The sequence below is a fragment of the Serratia bockelmannii genome, assembly GCF_008011855.1.
GTDB classification, from domain to species: Bacteria; Pseudomonadota; Gammaproteobacteria; order Enterobacterales; family Enterobacteriaceae; genus Serratia; species Serratia bockelmannii.
Genome location: NZ_VOUX01000007.1, coordinates 38,257 through 55,959, shown reverse-complemented (window position 1 = coordinate 55,959; position 17,703 = coordinate 38,257). Strand labels below are relative to the sequence as shown.

Genomic DNA, 17,703 nt, shown 5'->3' with positions numbered 1-17,703 from the left:
ATCTCTTCCCGCTTTTTTTATTCCGTTTCGCCCCATGGCGGTGCGCTGCGCGCCGATGGTGCAACGCGCCGCATTTTTCGTGAAACAAACGGTTGTTTCCAGACGTGGCTTGTTGGATCATAGGCGGTTATGTGTAGCGCTTTGCATTGAGGAACAGTGAAATGAGTGAGGCTGAAGCCCGCCCAACCAATTTTATCCGTCAGATCGTCGATGAAGATCTGGCGTCGGGGAAACACACGTCGGTACATACCCGCTTCCCGCCGGAGCCTAACGGCTATCTGCATATCGGCCACGCCAAGTCCATCTGCCTGAACTTCGGCATCGCCAAGGACTATCAGGGCCAGTGCAACCTGCGTTTCGATGACACCAACCCGGTGAAAGAAGACATCGAGTTCGTGGAGTCAATCAAGCACGACGTGGAGTGGCTGGGCTTTGAGTGGAGCGGCAACGTTCGTTACTCCTCAGACTATTTCGATCAGCTGCATCAGTATGCGGTTGAGCTGATCTCCAAGGGCCTGGCCTACGTCGATGAGCTGTCGCCGGAGCAGATCCGTGAATATCGCGGCACGCTGACCGCGCCGGGCAAAGACAGCCCGTACCGCGATCGCAGCGTGGAAGAGAACCTGGCGCTGTTCGAGAAGATGCGCAACGGCGAGTTTGCCGAAGGCGCCGCCTGCCTGCGCGCCAAGATCGATATGGCTTCGCCGTTTATCGTGATGCGCGATCCGGTGCTGTACCGCATCAAGTTCGCCGAACACCACCAGACCGGCAATAAATGGTGCATCTATCCGATGTACGATTTCACCCACTGCATTTCCGATGCGCTGGAAGGGATCACCCACTCGCTGTGTACTCTGGAATTCCAGGATAACCGCCGTCTGTATGACTGGGTGCTGGATAACATCACCATTCCTTGCCACCCGCGTCAGTACGAGTTTTCGCGCCTCAACCTCGAATACGCCATCATGTCGAAGCGCAAGCTGCACCAGTTGGTGGCCGAGAAGATCGTTGAGGGCTGGGACGATCCGCGTATGCCGACCGTTTCCGGTCTGCGCCGTCGCGGTTATACCGCCGCCTCTATCCGCGAGTTTTGCCTGCGCATCGGCGTGACCAAGCAAGACAACAACGTCGAGATGGTGGCGCTGGAATCCTGCATCCGTGACGATCTGAACGAGAACGCCCCGCGCGCCATGGCGGTGCTGGATCCGGTGAAAATCGTCATCGAGAACATGGGCGATGCGGTGGAAATGGTCACCATGCCTAACCACCCGAACAAACCGGAAATGGGCAGCCGCGATGTGCCGTTTAGCCGCGAAATCTATATCGATCGCGCCGACTTCCGCGAGGAAGCCAACAAACAGTACAAGCGTCTGGTGCTGGGCAAAGAAGTGCGTCTGCGCAATGCGTACGTGATCAAGGCCGAGCGCGTCGAGAAGGACGAAGCGGGCGAGATCACCACCATCTTCTGCAGCTACGATGCGGAAACGCTGAGCAAAGATCCTGCCGACGGCCGCAAGGTGAAGGGCGTGATCCACTGGGTGTCTGCGGCGCACGCGCTGCCGGCGGAAATTCGCCTGTACGATCGCCTGTTCAGCGTGCCTAACCCGGGCGCGGCGGAGGACTTCCTCTCCACCATCAACCCGGAATCGCTGGTGATCAAGCACGGCTTCGTTGAGCCGAGCCTGGCGGCCGCACAGCCGGAGAAAGCCTACCAGTTCGAGCGTGAAGGCTACTTCTGCGCCGACAACCGTTACTCGTCGGCCGAGCATCTGGTGTTTAACCGCACCGTCGGCCTGCGTGACACCTGGGCGAAAATCGAAGGCTAATCTTATTCGCCTCGAAAATTAATGAATCAGCGCGGCTTAGGCCGCGCTTTTTTATACCTGCGATTTAGCGAATAATCTGTTCCTCTCACATTTATCTGGGCTGCGTTTAATTAATCGCAGCGCGTGAGGCCATAAGTTTTCTGATATTGGCCTTATTAATCTTAATCTTCACTTATATATTCGTGATGCGAATTAATTTCATTTAGAGAGCGCTCTCAATTTTTATCGTCTGCCTGACGAATTTAGTCAGGCTGAAACCATTAATCGTCTCTGGTTGACCTTGTATCTCAATTTATTCTGATTTAATTGAATTTTTTATTCGACACCTTCCATGATTGCCGGCGTAACAAAATATCACTGATATGTGCTCCTTGTCATACTTTGACAAATCTTCCGCATTTTTCATTTGATAATTCGCGTCGCGAAAAATAGTCTGTCTGTAGCAATTAGTGCTGTGGGAATAACATCTCGTCGGCAATATTTTTTACCCGTTCGGGTTTTTTATTGGCAGTCGTGCAGGGCAGTGGTGAACACAGGCGGCTGCAACTTTTAAGTTAAGTCAAAGAGGAATTTCACTATGGGTACGCACGGTGCTCAGCGTAAAACGCTGGCGCTCGCAGTCGCGGGCGCGCTGTTGGGAACAGGGTTTGCCATGGCGCCTGAGGCGAAAGCCGCAGGGTTTATCGATGATTCCACGCTGACCGGCGGCATTTATTACTGGCAACGTGAGCGCGACCGTAAAGATCTCAATCCGGACAGCAAGGATTACAACCAATACACTACCAACCTGTCGCACTCCACCGCCAACCTGAGCCTGGATTTCGCGTCGGGCTACGCCTGGGACATGTTCGGTCTGGACGTCGGCGCCTTTACCGCCATCGAGCTGGCGGAATCCAGCGCCAGCGGCCACCCGAACGAGATCGCGTTCTCCTCTAAAAACCGTACCTACGACGAAGACTATTCCGGTGACAAAGGCGGCGTGAGCCTGTACAAAGCCGCCGCCAAATTCAAATACGGCCCGGTCTGGGCGCGCGCCGGCTATATTCAGCCGAGCGGCCAAACCCTGCTGGCACCGCACTGGAGCTTTATGCCGGGCACTTATCAGGGGGCCGAAGCCGGCGCCAAGTTCGACTATGGCGATGCCGGCGCGTTGAGCTTCTCCTACATGTGGACCGACAAATACAAGGCGCCGTGGCATATCGAGATGGACGACTTCCGCCAGAATGATAAGAAAACCCGCGTCTCCTACCTGCACTCGCTGGGCGCCAAGTACGATTTCAAAAACGATTTGGTGCTGGAAGCTGCCTTCGGCCAGGCACAGGGGTATGTGAATCAATACTTCACCAAGGCGTCTTACAAATTCGATCTGCTGGGCAACCCGCTGACCACCAGTTACCAGTTCTACGGTGCGGAAGACCGCATCAGCGACAAGAACGATCCGAACAGCATCTACGACGGTCTGGCCTGGCTGCAGGCGCTGACCTTCGGTTACACCACCGGGCAGTTCAACTGGCGTTTGGAAGGCACCATGGTCAAGGCGGAAGGCAACCAGGGCTTCTTCCTGCAGCGCATGACCCCGACCTATGCTTCGTCCAACGGTCGTTTGGACGTGTGGTGGGATAACCGCTCCGACTTTAACGCCAACGGCGAGAAAGCGGTGTACGCCGGCGTGATGTATGACCTCAGCAACTGGAACCTGCCGGGCATGGCGGTCGGCGGCTCCTACGTTTACGCCTGGGACGCCAAGCCGAGCACCAACCCGATCTACGATCAGAGCCAGCGCCTGAAAGAGAGCGCCTGGAGCCTGGACGCGATGTATACCATCCAGGAAGGGCGCGCCAAGGGCACCCTGATCAAACTGCACTACACCCAGTATGACAACCACACCAACATCCCGAGCTGGGGCGGCGGTTACGGCAACATCTTCCAGGACGAGAAAGACGTCAAGTTCATGGTCATCGCGCCATTCACCATCTTCTGATGCGTTCCCCGGCCTCGCCGCCGGGGCAGTTAAGGGAATTCAACGATGAAAAAAATCATGCTGATGTTGGCGGCCGCTGCGGCCCTGAGCGCCTGCGCGCAACCCACCGCGCCGCCGGAAGACGCCAAGTTGAAGCAGGCTTACAGCGCCTGCATCAACACTGCCGAAGGCTCGCCGGAGCGTCTGCAGCCCTGTAAGGCGGTGCTGAACGTGCTGAAACAAGAGAAGCAGCACCAGCAGTTCGCCGCGCAGGAAACGGTGCGGGTGATGGATTATCAGAACTGCATTATGGCGGTGCACAGCGGTAACGGTCAGGCTTACGACGCCAAGTGCGGCAAGCTGTGGCAAGAAATTCGCGATAACAATAATTAAGAAGGATAAGAAGATGAACGCATTCAAACTGAGCGCGCTTGCCGCCTTGACGGCAACGATGGGATTCCTGGGCGGCATGGGGAGCGCCATGGCCGATCAACAGCTGGTGGATCAGCTTAGCCAGCTGAAGCTGAACGTGAAAATGCTGGATAACCGCGCCGGCGAAAACGGCGTGGATTGCGCGGCGCTGGGCGCTGACTGGGCCTCTTGCAACCGGGTGTTGTTCACCCTCAGCAACGACGGCCAGGCGATCGACGGCAAAGACTGGGTCATCTATTTCCACAGCCCGCGCCAGACCCTGCGGGTAGACAACGACCAGTTCAAGATCGCTCACCTCACCGGCGATCTGTACAAGCTGGAGCCGACCGCCAAATTCAGCGGCTTCCCGGCCGGTAAGGCGGTGGAAATCCCGGTGGTCGCCGAATATTGGCAGCTGTTCAGAAACGACTTCCTGCCGCGCTGGTATGCCACGTCCGGCGACGCCAAGCCGAAAATGCTGGCGAATACCGACACCGAAAACCTGGACCAGTTTGTGGCGCCGTTCACCGGCGACCAGTGGAAGCGCACCAAGGACGACAAAAACATTCTGATGACGCCGGCATCGCGCTTTGTCAGCAATGCCGATCTGCAGACGCTGCCTGCCGGCGCGCTGCGCGGCCAGATCGTGCCGACGCCGATGCAGGTGAAGGTCTACGCGCAGGACGTCGATCTGCGCAAAGGGGTATCGCCGGATCTGAGCACGCTGGTTAAGCCGGCGGCGGACGTCGTCAACCAGCGCTTCGCGCTGCTGGGCGTGCCGGTTCAGGCCAACGGTTACCCAATCAAAACCGACATCCAGCCGGGCAAATTTAAAGGCGCGATGGCGGTGCCGGGCGCCTATGAGCTGAAAATTGGCAAGAAAGAGGCGCGGGTGATCGGCTTCGATCAGGCCGGGGTGTTCTACGGGCTGCAGTCGATCCTGTCGTTAGTACCGAGCGACGGCAGCGGCAAGATCGCCACGCTGGACGCCAGCGACGCGCCGCGCTTCCAGTATCGCGGCATTTTCCTCGACGTGGCGCGCAACTTCCATAAGAAGGACGCGGTGCTGCGCCTGCTGGATCAGATGGCGGCTTACAAGCTCAACAAATTCCACTTCCACCTGAGCGATGACGAAGGTTGGCGTATTGAGATCCCCGGTTTGCCGGAGCTGACGGAAGTCGGCGGCCAGCGCTGCCACGATCTGAGCGAAACCACCTGCCTATTGCCGCAGTACGGCCAGGGGCCGGACGTCTACGGCGGCTTCTTCAGCCGTCAGGACTATATCGACATCATCAAATATGCCCAGGCGCGCCAGATTGAGGTGATCCCGGAGATCGACATGCCGGCACACGCCCGCGCGGCGGTGGTCTCGATGGAAGCGCGCTACAAGAAACTGCATGCCGCCGGCAAAGAGCAGGAGGCCAACGAGTTCCGCCTGGTGGATCCGACCGATACCTCCAACACCACCTCCGTGCAGTTCTTTAACCGCCAGAGCTACCTGAACCCGTGCCTGGACTCTTCCCAGCGCTTTGTCGACAAGGTGATCGGCGAGATCGCCCAGATGCATAAAGAGGCCGGCCAGCCGATCAAGACCTGGCACTTCGGCGGCGACGAAGCGAAAAACATTCGCCTGGGCGCCGGCTATACCGACAAGGCGAAACCGGAGCCGGGCAAAGGCATCATCGATCAGAGCAACGAAGATAAGCCGTGGGCCAAGTCGCAGGTTTGCCAGACGATGATCAAAGAGGGCAAGGTGGCCGACATGGAGCACCTGCCGAGCTACTTTGGCCAAGAGGTCAGCAAGTTGGTGAAAGCGCACGGCATCGACAGAATGCAGGCCTGGCAAGACGGCCTGAAAGACGCCGAGAGCGCGAAGGCGTTCGCCACCTCGCGCGTGGGCGTCAACTTCTGGGACACGTTGTACTGGGGCGGTTTCGATAGCGTCAACGACTGGGCCAACAAAGGGTATGAAGTGGTGGTCTCCAACCCGGACTACGTCTATATGGACTTCCCTTACGAAGTGAACCCGGACGAGCGCGGTTACTACTGGGGTACCCGCTTCAGCGACGAACGCAAGGTGTTCAGCTTCGCGCCGGACAACATGCCGCAGAACGCGGAAACCTCGGTTGACCGAGACGGCAACCACTTCAACGCCAAGAGCGACAAGCCGTGGCCGGGCGCCTACGGGCTGTCCGCTCAGCTGTGGAGCGAAACCCAGCGCACCGACCCGCAGATGGAATACATGATCTTCCCACGCGCGCTCTCGGTGGCAGAACGTGCCTGGCACCGCGCCGGTTGGGAGCAGGACTATCGCGCCGGCCGCGAATACAAAGGCGGGGAAACCCACTTTGTCGATACCAAGACGCTGGAGAAAGACTGGCTGCGCTTCGCCAATATCCTGGGCCAGCGGGAACTGGCCAAGCTGGACAAGGGTGGCGTCGCTTACCGTCTGCCGGTGCCGGGCGCACACGTAGCGGGCGGCAAGCTGGAGGCGAATATCGCGCTGCCGGGGTTGGGCATCGAGTACTCCACCGACGGCGGCAAGCAGTGGCAGCGCTATGACGCCAAGGCCAAACCGGCGATCTCCGGTGAGGTGCAGGTGCGTTCGGTCAGCCCGGACGGCAAGCGCTACAGCCGCGCCGAGAAGGTCTAAGCCCGGTGCAACGGCCTGCTGCCCTGGCGGCGGCCGTATAACGAAGGGGGAATGCGTTCGCTCGCGCGTGTCGGCGTAGGGCGGACGTTGTAGTGAGAGTAGTACGTGGAGTAGCAGTGCCGCTGCAATTGTGATATTTCATGACATGATTTTCCCCCGGCTTGTCCGGGGATTTTTTTGTCCGTTGTACGGCGGGCATAAAAAAACCGCCTCGGTGTGAGGCGGTTTTTCAAAGCCGGTCAGGCTTACTTCTTGTCGTGCAGCGTTTCGTCTTCGCGGCAGTCACCGGTTTCACAGTGGCCGTACAGGTACAGGCTGTGGTTGGTGAGCTTGATGCCGTGCTGCTTGGCGATATCACGCTGGCGCACTTCGATGGATTCGTCGCTGAATTCGATCACTTTGCCGCAGTCCAGGCAAATCAGGTGATCGTGGTGATGCTGTTGGGTCAGCTCGAACACGGACTTGCCGCCTTCGAAATTGTGACGTGTCACAATGCCCGCATCGTCAAACTGGTTCAGTACGCGATAAACCGTTGCCAGCCCGATCTCTTCGCCCATATCAATCAGTTTTTTGTACAAATCTTCCGCACTGACGTGATGGCATTCCGGATTTTGCAGTACTTCCAGGATTTTGAGTCGCGGAAGCGTGACTTTTAAGCCGGCCTTCTTCAATGCGATGTTGTTGTCGGTCATGCGAATTCAGTCCTGTTACTATGCTAATCAAGTTGAGGCGTACTCGCCTGTGGCATCGGTCGGCACAAAGAGTTAATGCGTCTCATTATAGAACCGGTTGTACTAAATGGAAACCGCCGGTTGTTAACAAAGATATAATTGCACTATTGCATGTTTTGCATGCAACGCCTTGATGGATGGGATAAACCGATATCTCAGTCTACCGTGACGGGGTGGGAAGTTACAAATCTGTAGCTTCTATCGCAGCAATCCCTGCTGCCGATGACGGCCCTGTGGGCACACTATGCACTTTACAGGGCCTTTGTTCAACCTTTCGCCAGTGCCGGGGCTTAGCCGACGATATCGGCCAGGCTCAGCTCTTCGACGATCTGTTTCACCCAAGCGTCCACGCGCTCGTTGGTCAGCTCCGGCTGACGGTCTTCGTCGATCGCCAGACCGATGAAGTGATCGTCGTCCGCCAGGCCTTTGGAGGCCTCGAAGTGGTAGCCTTTGGTCGGCCAGTGGCCCACGATGGCCGCGCCGCGCGGTTCGATGATGTCGCGAATGGTGCCCATCGCGTCACAGAAGTATTCCGCGTAGTCTTCCTGGTCGCCGCAGCCGAACAGCGCCACCAGTTTGCCGTTGAAGTCGACTTCTTCCAGCGTCGGGAAGAAATCATCCCAGTCACACTGCGCTTCACCGTAGTACCAGGTCGGGATACCCAGCAGCAGGATATCGAACCCTTCCAGGTCTTCTTTGCTGCTTTTAGCGATGTCATGCACTTCAGAGACGTCGTCGCCAAACTGTTTCTGGAGAATTTTCTGGATCATTTTGGCAATGTTTTCGGTATTGCCAGTGTCGCTGCCAAAGAAAATGCCTACAGTAGCCATATCGCGTATAACCTTTAAATTCAAGTAATTGCATTACTCGATGCCAGCACTGCCGCCGCTGACGCCGATTAAAATGATGCCATGGCAAGAGCCTTTCGCCTCCGGGGCGGGCGCCGACAGGCGCAGTCTCTTACCGGTAAATGCGTATCATGCCAGAAAGTGGCGCCGGGGTTTTATCGCATTTATGCGATGCCGGAGAATGAAGAAAAGCGGGGTCGATCCGGCGTTGTCCTTAACGCCGCGCCGCGCGTGCGGCCGAAGAGATCAATGTTCCGGCTGTTCTTCCGCCAGTTGCGCCAACAGCATCTGCTCGATGAGTTCGCTGCGGCTGATGTTGCGCTGTTCCGCCAGTTTGTTCAGGGCATCCACCGCGTCCGCGTTGATTTTCAGCTCTACGCGTCGCAATCCACGCACTTTATCGCGCCGTAACTGATTGCGCTTATTGATTCTAAGCTGTTCATCGCGGGAAAGCGGGTTGGTTTTCGGGCGCCCCGGACGGCGTTCATCTGCGAACAGATCCAGCGTCGTGCGATCCGTTTGTTCTTTTGCCATAGGTAGCGGTACTGCAAGGGAGTTTGCATCAAAAAGCGCTCGCACGCTTCCGGAGGCATCGGTTAACACACTTCGGGCCAATAAACCCTAACCCAAATTCACCTCCGAACCGGCGTTCGCGAACGCGCTGGCGCGGCGGCAAAATTATAGCGCGCCATATTACCCCAGCAGATGGAGCGGCGACAATGCCTAACTGCGGGCTAAACGCGCTAAGCCGTTATCTTTAGCGCGTTTTTTCGCCAGGTGAGTGCGTTTTTCAGGCTTCGCCGAGGAAACGGTGGATGGCGCGCAGCACCGCTTCCGGTTTTTCGGCGTGCACCCAATGGCCGGTGCCGGCGACGACGTGTGCGCGGGCCTGCGGGAACTGGCGGGCGATATCCGCACGGTAGCTGTCCTGCACGTACGGCGACAGGCCGCCGCGAATGAACAGAGTCGGATGCGGCCAGGCCGGGACTTCCTGCCAGCCGGTAATGTCTGCGTAGCGTTCGATCAGTACCGGCAGGTTGAAGCGCCATTCACCGTTATGGAAGGACTTCAGCAGGAACTGGATCACGCCTTCTTCCTGCAGGTAGTCGCGCATCAGCTGGGCAGCCGCCTGGCGCTGGGTAATGCCGGCGGCGCTGACGGCCTTCAGCGCGGCGAAGATCTCGTCGTGGCGGCGGGTTTGGTAATCCACCGGCGCGACGTCGATGACGATCAGCCTGGCGATGCGCTCGGGCGCGATGGCGGTCAGCGCCATCGCCGCTTTGCCACCCATCGAGTGGCCGATGACGATCGCTTTTTCCAGCTGCAGTTCGTCGAGCAGCGCCAGCAGATCCTGCGCCATGGCGGGGTAGTTCATGTCGTCGGCGCGCGGGGAGAGGCCGTGGTTGCGCAGATCGACCTTGATCACACTGTGCTGTTTATGCAGATCGCGCGCCAGCACGCCCAGGTTGTCCAGATTGCCGAATAGCCCGTGGATCAGCAGCACCGGCAGCGCGTCTGACTCGGCGGCCAGCAGTTGATAATGTAATTTCATGGCGAAGTTCATACTGAGAGAGATTCAGATTAGGGTATCATGATTGAATCGCACGATGAATCATGCGGAATTTTCGCGGCGCGGGCTTGGCAGTGCCGGCTATAGGTATTAGTCTGCATTTGCCGTCCGGAGGCACATTGTTGTGTTCGCCCCAGCGCTTTTAACCTTATAATCCCATGGCTTGAATGCAGGATCTGGCTTCAGGTTCTAAGTAGAAAAAACAGTATTGGATAAAGATGAAAACTATTGAAGTCGACGAAGAGCTTTACCGTTATATTGCCAGCCACACGCAACACATCGGTGAAAGCGCGTCCGATATTTTACGCCGCATGTTGAAATTCACCGCCGGGCAACCGGTGCGCGCGTTGCCTGCCGCCAGTGCGTCACAGTCCGTCGAGCTGGAAAAAGCGGTGCCGGCTCAGCGTCCGCGCGATCGCGTACGCGCCGTGCGTGAACTGCTGCTGTCGGATGAATACGCCGAGCAGAACAAAGCGGTCAACCGTTTCATGCTGGTGCTGTCCACGCTGTACACCCTCGATGCCGCCGGTTTCGCCGCCGCTACCGAGGCGTTGACCGGCCGTACCCGCACCTATTTCGCCGGCGATCAGCAGACCCTGCTGGCCAACGGCACGCACACCAAGCCGAAGCATGTACCGGGCACCCCTTACTGGGTGATCACCAATACCAATACCGGCCGCAAGCGCAGCATGATCGAACACATCATGCAGGCGATGCAGTTCCCGGCGGAACTGATCGAGAAAGTTTGCGGTACCGTCTAATTTAGCGAACAGCCCGTCATGATGGCCGTGCGCGACGTATTTGCCCGGTCACCGACAGGGATGAGGGAGATATGTCGATGGCGAATAATCCACGTGCCGGGCAGCCCGCCCGCCAAAGCGATCTGATCAACGTAGCCCAGCTGACGTCGCAGTACTATGTGCTGCAACCGGAAGCCGGCAATGCCGCACATGCGGTGAAGTTTGGTACCTCCGGCCACCGCGGCAGCGCGCAGCGCCACAGCTTCAACGAAGCGCACATCCTCGCCATCGCTCAGGCGATCGCCGAAGTTCGTCATCAGCAAGGCACTACCGGCCCGTGCTACGTGGGCAAAGACACCCATGCACTGTCCGAGCCGGCCTTCATTTCCGTGCTGGAAGTGCTGACCGCCAACGGCGTCGATGTGATCGTGCAGGAAAACAACGGCTTCACGCCAACGCCGGCGGTATCGCACGCCATTCTGTGCCACAACCGCCGCGGCGGCGCTCAGGCCGACGGCATCGTCATTACGCCGTCCCATAACCCGCCGGAAGATGGCGGTATCAAATACAATCCGCCGAACGGCGGCCCGGCTGACACCAACCTGACGTCAGTGATCGAGAAGCGCGCCAACGAACTGCTGGCGCAGCAGTTGAAAGGCGTTCAGCGTCAGTCGCTGGATAAGGCCTGGAACAGCGGCCACCTGCATGCCAAAGATCTGGTGCAGCCTTATGTCGAAGGCCTGGTTGACGTGGTCGACATGCCGGCCATTCAACGCGCCGGCCTGAAGCTGGGCGTGGATCCGCTCGGCGGCTCCGGCATCGCCTATTGGCAGCGGGTGGCGGAACACTACAAGCTGGATCTGACGCTGGTGAACGACTCCATCGATCAGACCTTCCGCTTTATGCACCTGGACCATGACGGCATCATCCGCATGGACTGCTCGTCCGAGTCGGCGATGGCCGGCCTGCTGGCGCTGCGCGACAAATTCGATCTGGCGTTCGCCAACGATCCGGATTACGACCGCCATGGCATCGTCACGCCGAAGGGGCTGATGAACCCGAACCACTACCTGGCGGTAGCCATCAACTACCTGTTCCAACATCGCCCACAGTGGGGCGCCGATGTGGCGGTAGGTAAAACGCTGGTATCCAGCGCGATGATCGACCGCGTGGTGGCTGACCTGGGGCGCAAGCTGGTGGAAGTGCCGGTCGGCTTCAAGTGGTTCGTGGACGGCCTGTTCGACGGCAGCCTGGGCTTCGGCGGCGAAGAAAGCGCCGGGGCCTCGTTCCTGCGCTTCAACGGCCAGCCGTGGTCGACCGACAAAGACGGTATCATCATGTGCCTGCTGGCGGCTGAAATCACCGCGGTAACCGGTGAGAACCCGCAGCATCATTATGACGATCTGGCCAAGCGCTTCGGCGCGCCGAGCTACAACCGCATCCAGGCGCCGGCAACCCATGCGCAGAAAGCGGCGCTGTCCAAACTGTCGCCGGAGATGGTCAAGGCCAGTACGCTGGGCGGGGATCCGATCACCGCACGTCTGACCGCGGCGCCGGGCAACGGCGCGTCGATCGGCGGCTTGAAAGTGATGACTGACAATGGCTGGTTCGCGGCCCGTCCTTCCGGTACTGAAGAGGCTTACAAGATCTACTGCGAGAGCTTCCTCGGGGCGGAACACCGCGAGAAGATTGAGCACGAAGCGGTCGAGATCGTCAGCGAAGTGCTGGCTTCCGCCAAGTAATCGCTTTTCTTGATTGATAAAAGGCGCTGTTTTTACAGCGCTTTTTTTATGCCTGTAATTTAGATATATCTTTTTCACGTTACGTGCTTGCGCATTTAGATATATCGATCTAGATTAGCGCTATCGACGCTGTTTAGATATATCTAAACAACCTCGTATTGATGTTCACTGTTAAAGCGAGGTATCACCCTATGTTTCACCGATTAGGTTTACACCGGCATCACCACCACCATCATGAATGCGAAGAGGGTCGCCGTCATCGCGGCGGGCGCCATCACTTCGGCGGCGAAGGCGAGGAGCACGGCCGGGGTGGGCGCGGCGGCCGCGGCGGGCGCCATCGCCTGTTCGAGCACGGCGATTTGCGCCTGGTGCTGCTGGCGTTGGTGGCGCGCAAGCCCAGCCACGGCTATGAGCTGATCAAGGCGATTGAGGAAGCTTCATCCGGCCTGTATGTGCCGAGCCCGGGGGTGATTTACCCCACGCTGACGCTGCTGGAAGAGCAGGATTTTCTTGAACCGCTCACCACCGGCAACGGCCGCAAAAGCTACCGCATCACTGCGGCGGGCGAGGGCGAACTGCAAAAGCATCAACAGGTGGTTGACGTCATTCTGGCGCGCCTGGCGGGTGCCGGCCGCGAGCATCATCGGCACGGCAACCTGGCGGAAGGCATCTACGACGCCATGAACCGTCTGCGCAGCCTGCTGCGCGGCAACGTGATGCGCGCCGATCTCACGCCGCAGCAGGTGGAGCGCATCAACGCCGCGTTGCTGACCGCCGTGGCGGCGATCGAAAGCGAAATGCATATTCAACCCACGCAGCAGGAGAAGAACTGATGCCCGGCCACCGTTTTAACATTACCGTTGAAGCCCTGAGCGATCGCCAGGGCAACCCCGTCGAGAAAGCACCGCTGAGTTTTGAGGTGACCAACCACGACGATATTCTCGAGATCGTCGAGCGCATTCGGGCGCGTGACGATCTGAACTTCGGCCCCGAGCAGAGCGCGGCCTTCGCCGTGGGGTTGAAGCTGTTCTCCGAAGTGATGATCGAAAACCGCAAACACCCGGTGTTCGCTCCGCTGCGTGAGGCGTTTAAGGAATTTATGGTCGGATTGAAGAAGGGCCCGGCGGCGTAAAGGCGCGGCAAACCGCGCCCACCGGGGTTAAGGCATGAAGCGATAGCCGACGCCGGTTTCGGTCAGCAGGTGTTTGGGCCGGGCCGGATCGGCTTCGAGCTTCTGCCGCAAATGGCCCATGTAGATGCGCAGATAGTGGCTGTGCTCCACGTAGTTCGGCCCCCAGACGTGGCTCAACAGCTGGCGTTGGGTGATCACCTTGCCGGCGTTGGCCAGCAGCTCCGCCAGCAGGCGAAACTCGATCGGCGTCAGATGCAGATCTTCGTCGTTGCGCAGCACCCGGCGATTCACCAGATCGACGGTAATCGCCGAAAAGCTCACCAGCGGGCTTTCCTGTTGGTTAGCTGAGTGGCGGCGCAGTGCGACCCGCACCCGCGCCAGCAGCTCGCCGATGCCGAACGGTTTGCTGAGGTAGTCGTCGGCGCCGGCATCCAGCGCGGCGATCTTGTCCTCTTCGGCGTTGCGCGCCGACAGCACGATCACTGGAATGGCGCTCCACTGCCGCAGATCGCGGATGTAGCTCAGCCCGTCACCGTCCGGCAAGCCCAAATCCAGGATGATCAGATCCGGTTTGCGCGTGCCGGCTTCAATCAACCCGCGCTGCAGCGTTTCACTTTCAAATACCCGCAGGCCTTCGCTCTCCAGCGCGGTGCGCACGAAGCGGCGGATCTCTTTTTCATCTTCAACAATCAGAATGTTGGTTGGCGTTATGCTCACGTTTCCCCTGCGTTGATTACAGATCGAAGGCGTCGCCGTCGATCTCGGGCGGTTTTTCCAGCGGCAGCACGAAGCGGAAGCTGGCGCCGCCGTTGGCGCCGTTTTCCGCCCAGATGCGGCCGTCATGCACTTCAATAATGGCACGACAAATCGCTAACCCCAAGCCGACGCCGGGGATCGCCGACTCTTTATTGCCGCGTGAAAACTTGTCGAAAATTAGCTGCAGCTGATCGGCGGGGATGCCGGGGCCGTTATCCCAGACCTCGACTTCCAGCCACTCGGGCAGCGTGCGGGCGCGAATGCCGATGGTGGCCTCGGCGCCGGCGTATTTATTGGCGTTTTCCAACAGGTTGGTGAACACCCGTTCCAGCAGGCTACCGTCGCAGTTGACCAGGATCTGTTCCGGCGGCAGCTCGACCTCGATCGGATGCTGGCTGAGCAGCGGCTCCAGCATGTGCAGCGAAGCGCCGACGATCTCTTCCAGCGACTGCCACTCTTTGCGCAGGCTGAAACCGCCGGACTGGATGCGCGCCATATCCAGCAGGTTGTTCACCAGCCGGGTGGTGCTCAGCACCTGCTGGCGGATCTGGCTGGCCTGGGTGGCGTGATTGGAGCCTTCGGCCGCCAGGTCCAGCGTGAGGATTTCCGCCTGGCCGAACAGTACCGTCAGCGGCGTGCGCAGATCGTGCGACAGCGCCGCCAGCAGCGAGTTGCGCAGCTGTTCGCGTTCGGCGTCCAGCTTGGCTTCTTCGGCGCTGCGCGCCAGGTGCAGTCGTTCCAGCGCGCTGGCGATCAGCACTGCGAAGGTTTGCAGCAACCGCTGCTGTTCCGGCACCATCAGCTGGCGCAGGTTATTGGGCTCGATCGCCAACAGGCCGAAGGTCTGCTTGGGGGTATTGAGCGGTAGAAGTTGGTAAGGCACGCCGGGCAGGGTGTCGGTGCCGGCGCCGGCCGGCAAGCCTTTATCGAAACTCCAGCGCGCGATGGCTTCGTCTACCGACAGCAGCCCGCCTTCCTCGCCGACCATTTGCTGCAGCCGGCCGCCTTCCTGCGGCAGCAGCAGCACGGTTTTCGCCTGGAAGCTGCTGGAGAGGAAATGACGGCTGGTGTTGGCGATGTCGGCCACGGTCAGCGCGCGGCTCAGCCCGCGTGACATTTCGTACAGATGGCGCGCCCGCTGCTCGCGGTAGCGCGCCACCCGGGCCTGATAACGCACCCCGGCGGTCAGGTTGCCGATGATGATGCCGACGGCGAGCATCACGCCGAAGGTCAGCAGATACTGCATATCGCTGACGGCGAACGACCATTCGGGCTGAACGAAGAACAGATCGAAACTGGCGACGTTGATCACCGCCGCCAGCACCGATGGCCAGCGGCCGAAGAACAGTGCGACGATCGCCACGCCGAGCAGGTAGACCATCACCAGGTTGGCCTGATCGAAGCCCGGCAGCAGCCACTGCGAGAGCAGGGTGATCAGCGCGCACAGCGCCACCGCCACCGCGCAGCCGCGCAGCTGCATGCGCCATTTCTCATTGAAGCTGCGGCCGTCGTGCTCCTTGCCCGGCGGCGGCTGTGCGGCGTCGCTCTCCAGCGCGACGATCACCAGATCGAGATCCGGGCCCAGCCGGCCGAGGCGATCGGCGAAGCTGCCGCGCAGCTTCCAGCGCTGCTCGCTGCGGCGGCCGATGATGATTTTGCCGAGGTTATGTTCGCGGGCGTAGCGCAGCACCGCACGCTCTTCGGACGGATCGGCTAGGGTAGCGGTTTCGGCACCCAGTTCCTGCGCCAGCCGCAGCGCGCGCAGAATGGCGCGGCGCTGGTTTTCCGGCAGCCGGTGCAGCTTGGGGGTTTCCACGTAGACCGCATGCCAGTGGCAGCCAAGCCGCGCCGCCAGCCGGGCGGCGATGCGCACCAGCTTTTCGTTGCCGCTATTGTGGCCGACGCACAGCAGAATGCTGTCGCGGGTGTGCCACACTTTCTCGCGCCCCTGAGTGTCACGAAATTCGCGCATCTGGTCATCGACCCGATCGGCGGTGCGGCGCAGCGCCAGCTCGCGCAGGGCGATCAGGTTACCTTTGCGGAAGAAGTGCTCGATGGCGCGCTCGGCTTGGCCGGGAATATACACTTTGCCTTCGTGCAGCCGTCGGCGCAGATCGTCCGGCGGCAGATCGACCAGCACCACTTCGCTGGCCTCGTCAAACACGTGGTCGGGCACCGTTTCGCGCACCCGCACGCCGGTCACGCCGCCCACCACGTCGTTCAGACTTTCCAAATGTTGCACGTTGACGGTCGTCAGCACGTCGATGCCGGCGTCCAGCAGCTCTTCCACATCCTGCCAGCGTTTGGGGTGGCGCGAACCGTGGGCGTTGCTGTGCGCCAGTTCGTCCATCAAGATCAGCGCTGGGTGGCGCGCCAACGCGGCGTCGAGGTCGAATTCCTGCACCAGTCGCCCACGATGCTGGATGCGCTTTTGCGGCAGCAGCGCCAGGCCGTCGAGCAGGGCGGCGGTCTCGCTGCGGCCGTGGGTTTCCACCACGCCGACCAACACGTCCAGCCCCTGAGCGCGCAAGCGCTGGGCCTCCTGCAGCATGGCGTAGGTCTTGCCGACGCCGGCGCAGGCGCCGAAGAATACCTTCAACCGGCCGCGCGGTTTTTCATTGGCCAGCGCCAGCAGGCTGTCGGGATCGGGACGCTGCTGTTCTTCTTCGACCATGACAATTCCTTGTGTTACCAAGCAAAAAGGGGTTCGGCATGCCGAACCCTATCACTATGCTGAATACGGCGCGTTACTTCAACGCATCCAGCGCCAGGTTCAGCTTCAACACGTTCACCACCGATTCGCCCATGAAGTTGGGCGTGGCCCGATCGGTGTTGTCTTCGATCAGTTTGGCGACCTGTTCCGGCGGCAAATGACGCGCCGCCGCGACCCGCGCCAGCTGATACCGCGCCGCAGCGATCGAGATCTGCGGATCCAACCCACTGCCGGAGGCGGTCAGCAGATCGACCGGGATCGGGCCGCTCATCGCAGGATTGGCCTGGCGCAGCTGCGCTGCGCGCTCGGCGATAGCCTTATCCAGCGCCGGGTTGGTGGCCGCCAGGTTGCTGCCGGCGGAGGCCAGCGAATTATAGGCCGAATCGCCGGTGGCCGATGGGCGGCCCCAGAAATAGTCGGCGCGCGTGAAGTTCTGGCCGATCAGTGCGGAGCCGACCGCCTTGTCGCCCTGGTACAGCAGCGAACCGTTGGCCGCGCCCGAAAACAGCAGCTGCGCCAGCCCGGTGGTCAGCAGCGGATAGGCGATGCCGGTGATCAGCGTCAGCAGGATCAGCATCACCAGCGCAGGTCGTAAATACGTCATGTTCATTTCCCTCAATG

15 protein-coding genes are annotated in these 17,703 nt (G+C 59.8%); 8 read left to right on the top strand and 7 right to left on the bottom strand.

Annotated features, from left to right (window positions below; all coding sequences use genetic code 11):
- Nucleotides 1-161: 161 nt before the first annotated feature.
- The 4 genes from glnS to FOT55_RS11120 all read left to right on the top strand — a co-directional run bounded on the left by glnS (nucleotide 162) and on the right by FOT55_RS11120 (nucleotide 6,850).
- Complete coding sequence (gene glnS / locus FOT55_RS11135) at nucleotides 162-1,826, top strand: glutamine--tRNA ligase (protein WP_025301858.1); 1,665 nt, start codon at nucleotides 162-164, stop codon at nucleotides 1,824-1,826.
- A 577-nt stretch (nucleotides 1,827-2,403) separates the two neighbouring features.
- On the top strand, nucleotides 2,404-3,807 hold the full coding sequence (chiP, locus tag FOT55_RS11130; RefSeq protein WP_063991102.1) for a chitoporin ChiP: 1,404 nt from the start codon (nucleotides 2,404-2,406) through the stop codon (nucleotides 3,805-3,807).
- Between the two features lie 45 nt (nucleotides 3,808-3,852).
- Complete coding sequence (gene chiQ, locus FOT55_RS11125) at nucleotides 3,853-4,179, top strand: ChiQ/YbfN family lipoprotein (RefSeq protein WP_025301860.1); 327 nt, start codon at nucleotides 3,853-3,855, stop codon at nucleotides 4,177-4,179.
- A gap of 13 nt (nucleotides 4,180-4,192) precedes the next feature.
- Nucleotides 4,193-6,850: a beta-N-acetylhexosaminidase gene (locus FOT55_RS11120; protein WP_147823473.1), complete on the top strand. Its 2,658-nt coding sequence runs from the start codon at nucleotides 4,193-4,195 to the stop codon at nucleotides 6,848-6,850.
- A gap of 245 nt (nucleotides 6,851-7,095) precedes the next feature.
- Here FOT55_RS11120 and fur read toward each other — a convergent pair whose 3' ends face one another.
- From fur to ybfF, 4 genes are all read right to left on the bottom strand, one after another.
- Nucleotides 7,096-7,542, bottom strand: a complete 447-nt coding sequence (gene fur, locus FOT55_RS11115) for a ferric iron uptake transcriptional regulator (RefSeq protein ID WP_019454058.1) — start codon at nucleotides 7,540-7,542, stop codon at nucleotides 7,096-7,098.
- A 329-nt stretch (nucleotides 7,543-7,871) separates the two neighbouring features.
- The gene (gene fldA, locus FOT55_RS11110) at nucleotides 7,872-8,411 is read right to left on the bottom strand and encodes a flavodoxin FldA (protein ID WP_025301862.1); all 540 of its coding nucleotides are present in this window, start codon (nucleotides 8,409-8,411) and stop codon (nucleotides 7,872-7,874) included.
- Between the two features lie 264 nt (nucleotides 8,412-8,675).
- The gene (gene ybfE / locus FOT55_RS11105; protein ID WP_004939936.1) at nucleotides 8,676-8,963 is read right to left on the bottom strand and encodes a LexA regulated protein; all 288 of its coding nucleotides are present in this window, start codon (nucleotides 8,961-8,963) and stop codon (nucleotides 8,676-8,678) included.
- 256 nt (nucleotides 8,964-9,219) lie between these two features.
- Nucleotides 9,220-9,993 (bottom strand): esterase, encoded by a 774-nt coding sequence (ybfF, locus tag FOT55_RS11100; RefSeq protein WP_025301863.1) that lies wholly within the window; start codon nucleotides 9,991-9,993, stop codon nucleotides 9,220-9,222.
- 224 nt (nucleotides 9,994-10,217) lie between these two features.
- On the opposite strand from ybfF, the gene seqA reads away from it, so the two are divergent.
- The 4 genes from seqA to FOT55_RS11080 all read left to right on the top strand — a co-directional run bounded on the left by seqA (nucleotide 10,218) and on the right by FOT55_RS11080 (nucleotide 13,613).
- A complete protein-coding gene (seqA, locus tag FOT55_RS11095) occupies nucleotides 10,218-10,760 on the top strand; it encodes a replication initiation negative regulator SeqA (protein WP_025301864.1) in 543 nt (180 codons plus the stop codon).
- 77 nt (nucleotides 10,761-10,837) lie between these two features.
- Entirely contained in the window at nucleotides 10,838-12,481 is a 1,644-nt protein-coding gene (gene pgm, locus FOT55_RS11090; protein WP_016928750.1) for a phosphoglucomutase (alpha-D-glucose-1,6-bisphosphate-dependent), read from the top strand.
- 191 nt (nucleotides 12,482-12,672) lie between these two features.
- Nucleotides 12,673-13,314, top strand: coding sequence for a PadR family transcriptional regulator (locus FOT55_RS11085; protein ID WP_049208644.1), 642 nt, complete (start codon nucleotides 12,673-12,675; stop codon nucleotides 13,312-13,314).
- Nucleotides 13,314-13,613 (top strand): DUF3861 domain-containing protein, encoded by a 300-nt coding sequence (locus FOT55_RS11080; protein ID WP_004939927.1) that lies wholly within the window; start codon nucleotides 13,314-13,316, stop codon nucleotides 13,611-13,613. The genes FOT55_RS11085 and FOT55_RS11080 overlap by 1 nt, the downstream gene beginning before the upstream one ends.
- Nucleotides 13,614-13,640: 27 nt before the next feature.
- Here FOT55_RS11080 and kdpE read toward each other — a convergent pair whose 3' ends face one another.
- The 3 genes from kdpE to kdpC form a co-directional block, all read right to left on the bottom strand.
- Nucleotides 13,641-14,330, bottom strand: a complete 690-nt coding sequence (kdpE, locus tag FOT55_RS11075; protein WP_016928747.1) for a two-component system response regulator KdpE — start codon at nucleotides 14,328-14,330, stop codon at nucleotides 13,641-13,643.
- A gap of 16 nt (nucleotides 14,331-14,346) precedes the next feature.
- A complete protein-coding gene (gene kdpD, locus FOT55_RS11070; protein ID WP_049208642.1) occupies nucleotides 14,347-17,043 on the bottom strand; it encodes a two-component system sensor histidine kinase KdpD in 2,697 nt (898 codons plus the stop codon).
- Nucleotides 17,044-17,116: 73 nt separating this feature from the next.
- Nucleotides 17,117-17,686, bottom strand: coding sequence for a potassium-transporting ATPase subunit KdpC (kdpC, locus tag FOT55_RS11065; protein ID WP_025301867.1), 570 nt, complete (start codon nucleotides 17,684-17,686; stop codon nucleotides 17,117-17,119).
- Nucleotides 17,687-17,703: the final 17 nt, after the last annotated feature.

Coding starts and splice junctions, on each gene's coding strand:
- kdpC (WP_025301867.1), bottom strand. CDS start 17,686: ATGACGTATTTACGACCTGCGCTGGTGATGCTGATCCTGCTGACGCTG.
- pgm (WP_016928750.1), top strand. CDS start 10,838: ATGGCGAATAATCCACGTGCCGGGCAGCCCGCCCGCCAAAGCGATCTG.
- FOT55_RS11085 (WP_049208644.1), top strand. CDS start 12,673: ATGTTTCACCGATTAGGTTTACACCGGCATCACCACCACCATCATGAA.
- fldA (WP_025301862.1), bottom strand. CDS start 8,411: ATGGCTACTGTAGGCATTTTCTTTGGCAGCGACACTGGCAATACCGAA.
- fur (WP_019454058.1), bottom strand. CDS start 7,542: ATGACCGACAACAACATCGCATTGAAGAAGGCCGGCTTAAAAGTCACG.
- ybfE (WP_004939936.1), bottom strand. CDS start 8,963: ATGGCAAAAGAACAAACGGATCGCACGACGCTGGATCTGTTCGCAGAT.
- chiP (WP_063991102.1), top strand. CDS start 2,404: ATGGGTACGCACGGTGCTCAGCGTAAAACGCTGGCGCTCGCAGTCGCG.
- glnS (WP_025301858.1), top strand. CDS start 162: ATGAGTGAGGCTGAAGCCCGCCCAACCAATTTTATCCGTCAGATCGTC.
- FOT55_RS11080 (WP_004939927.1), top strand. CDS start 13,314: ATGCCCGGCCACCGTTTTAACATTACCGTTGAAGCCCTGAGCGATCGC.
- FOT55_RS11120 (WP_147823473.1), top strand. CDS start 4,193: ATGAACGCATTCAAACTGAGCGCGCTTGCCGCCTTGACGGCAACGATG.
- ybfF (WP_025301863.1), bottom strand. CDS start 9,993: ATGAACTTCGCCATGAAATTACATTATCAACTGCTGGCCGCCGAGTCA.
- chiQ (WP_025301860.1), top strand. CDS start 3,853: ATGAAAAAAATCATGCTGATGTTGGCGGCCGCTGCGGCCCTGAGCGCC.
- seqA (WP_025301864.1), top strand. CDS start 10,218: ATGAAAACTATTGAAGTCGACGAAGAGCTTTACCGTTATATTGCCAGC.
- kdpD (WP_049208642.1), bottom strand. CDS start 17,043: ATGGTCGAAGAAGAACAGCAGCGTCCCGATCCCGACAGCCTGCTGGCG.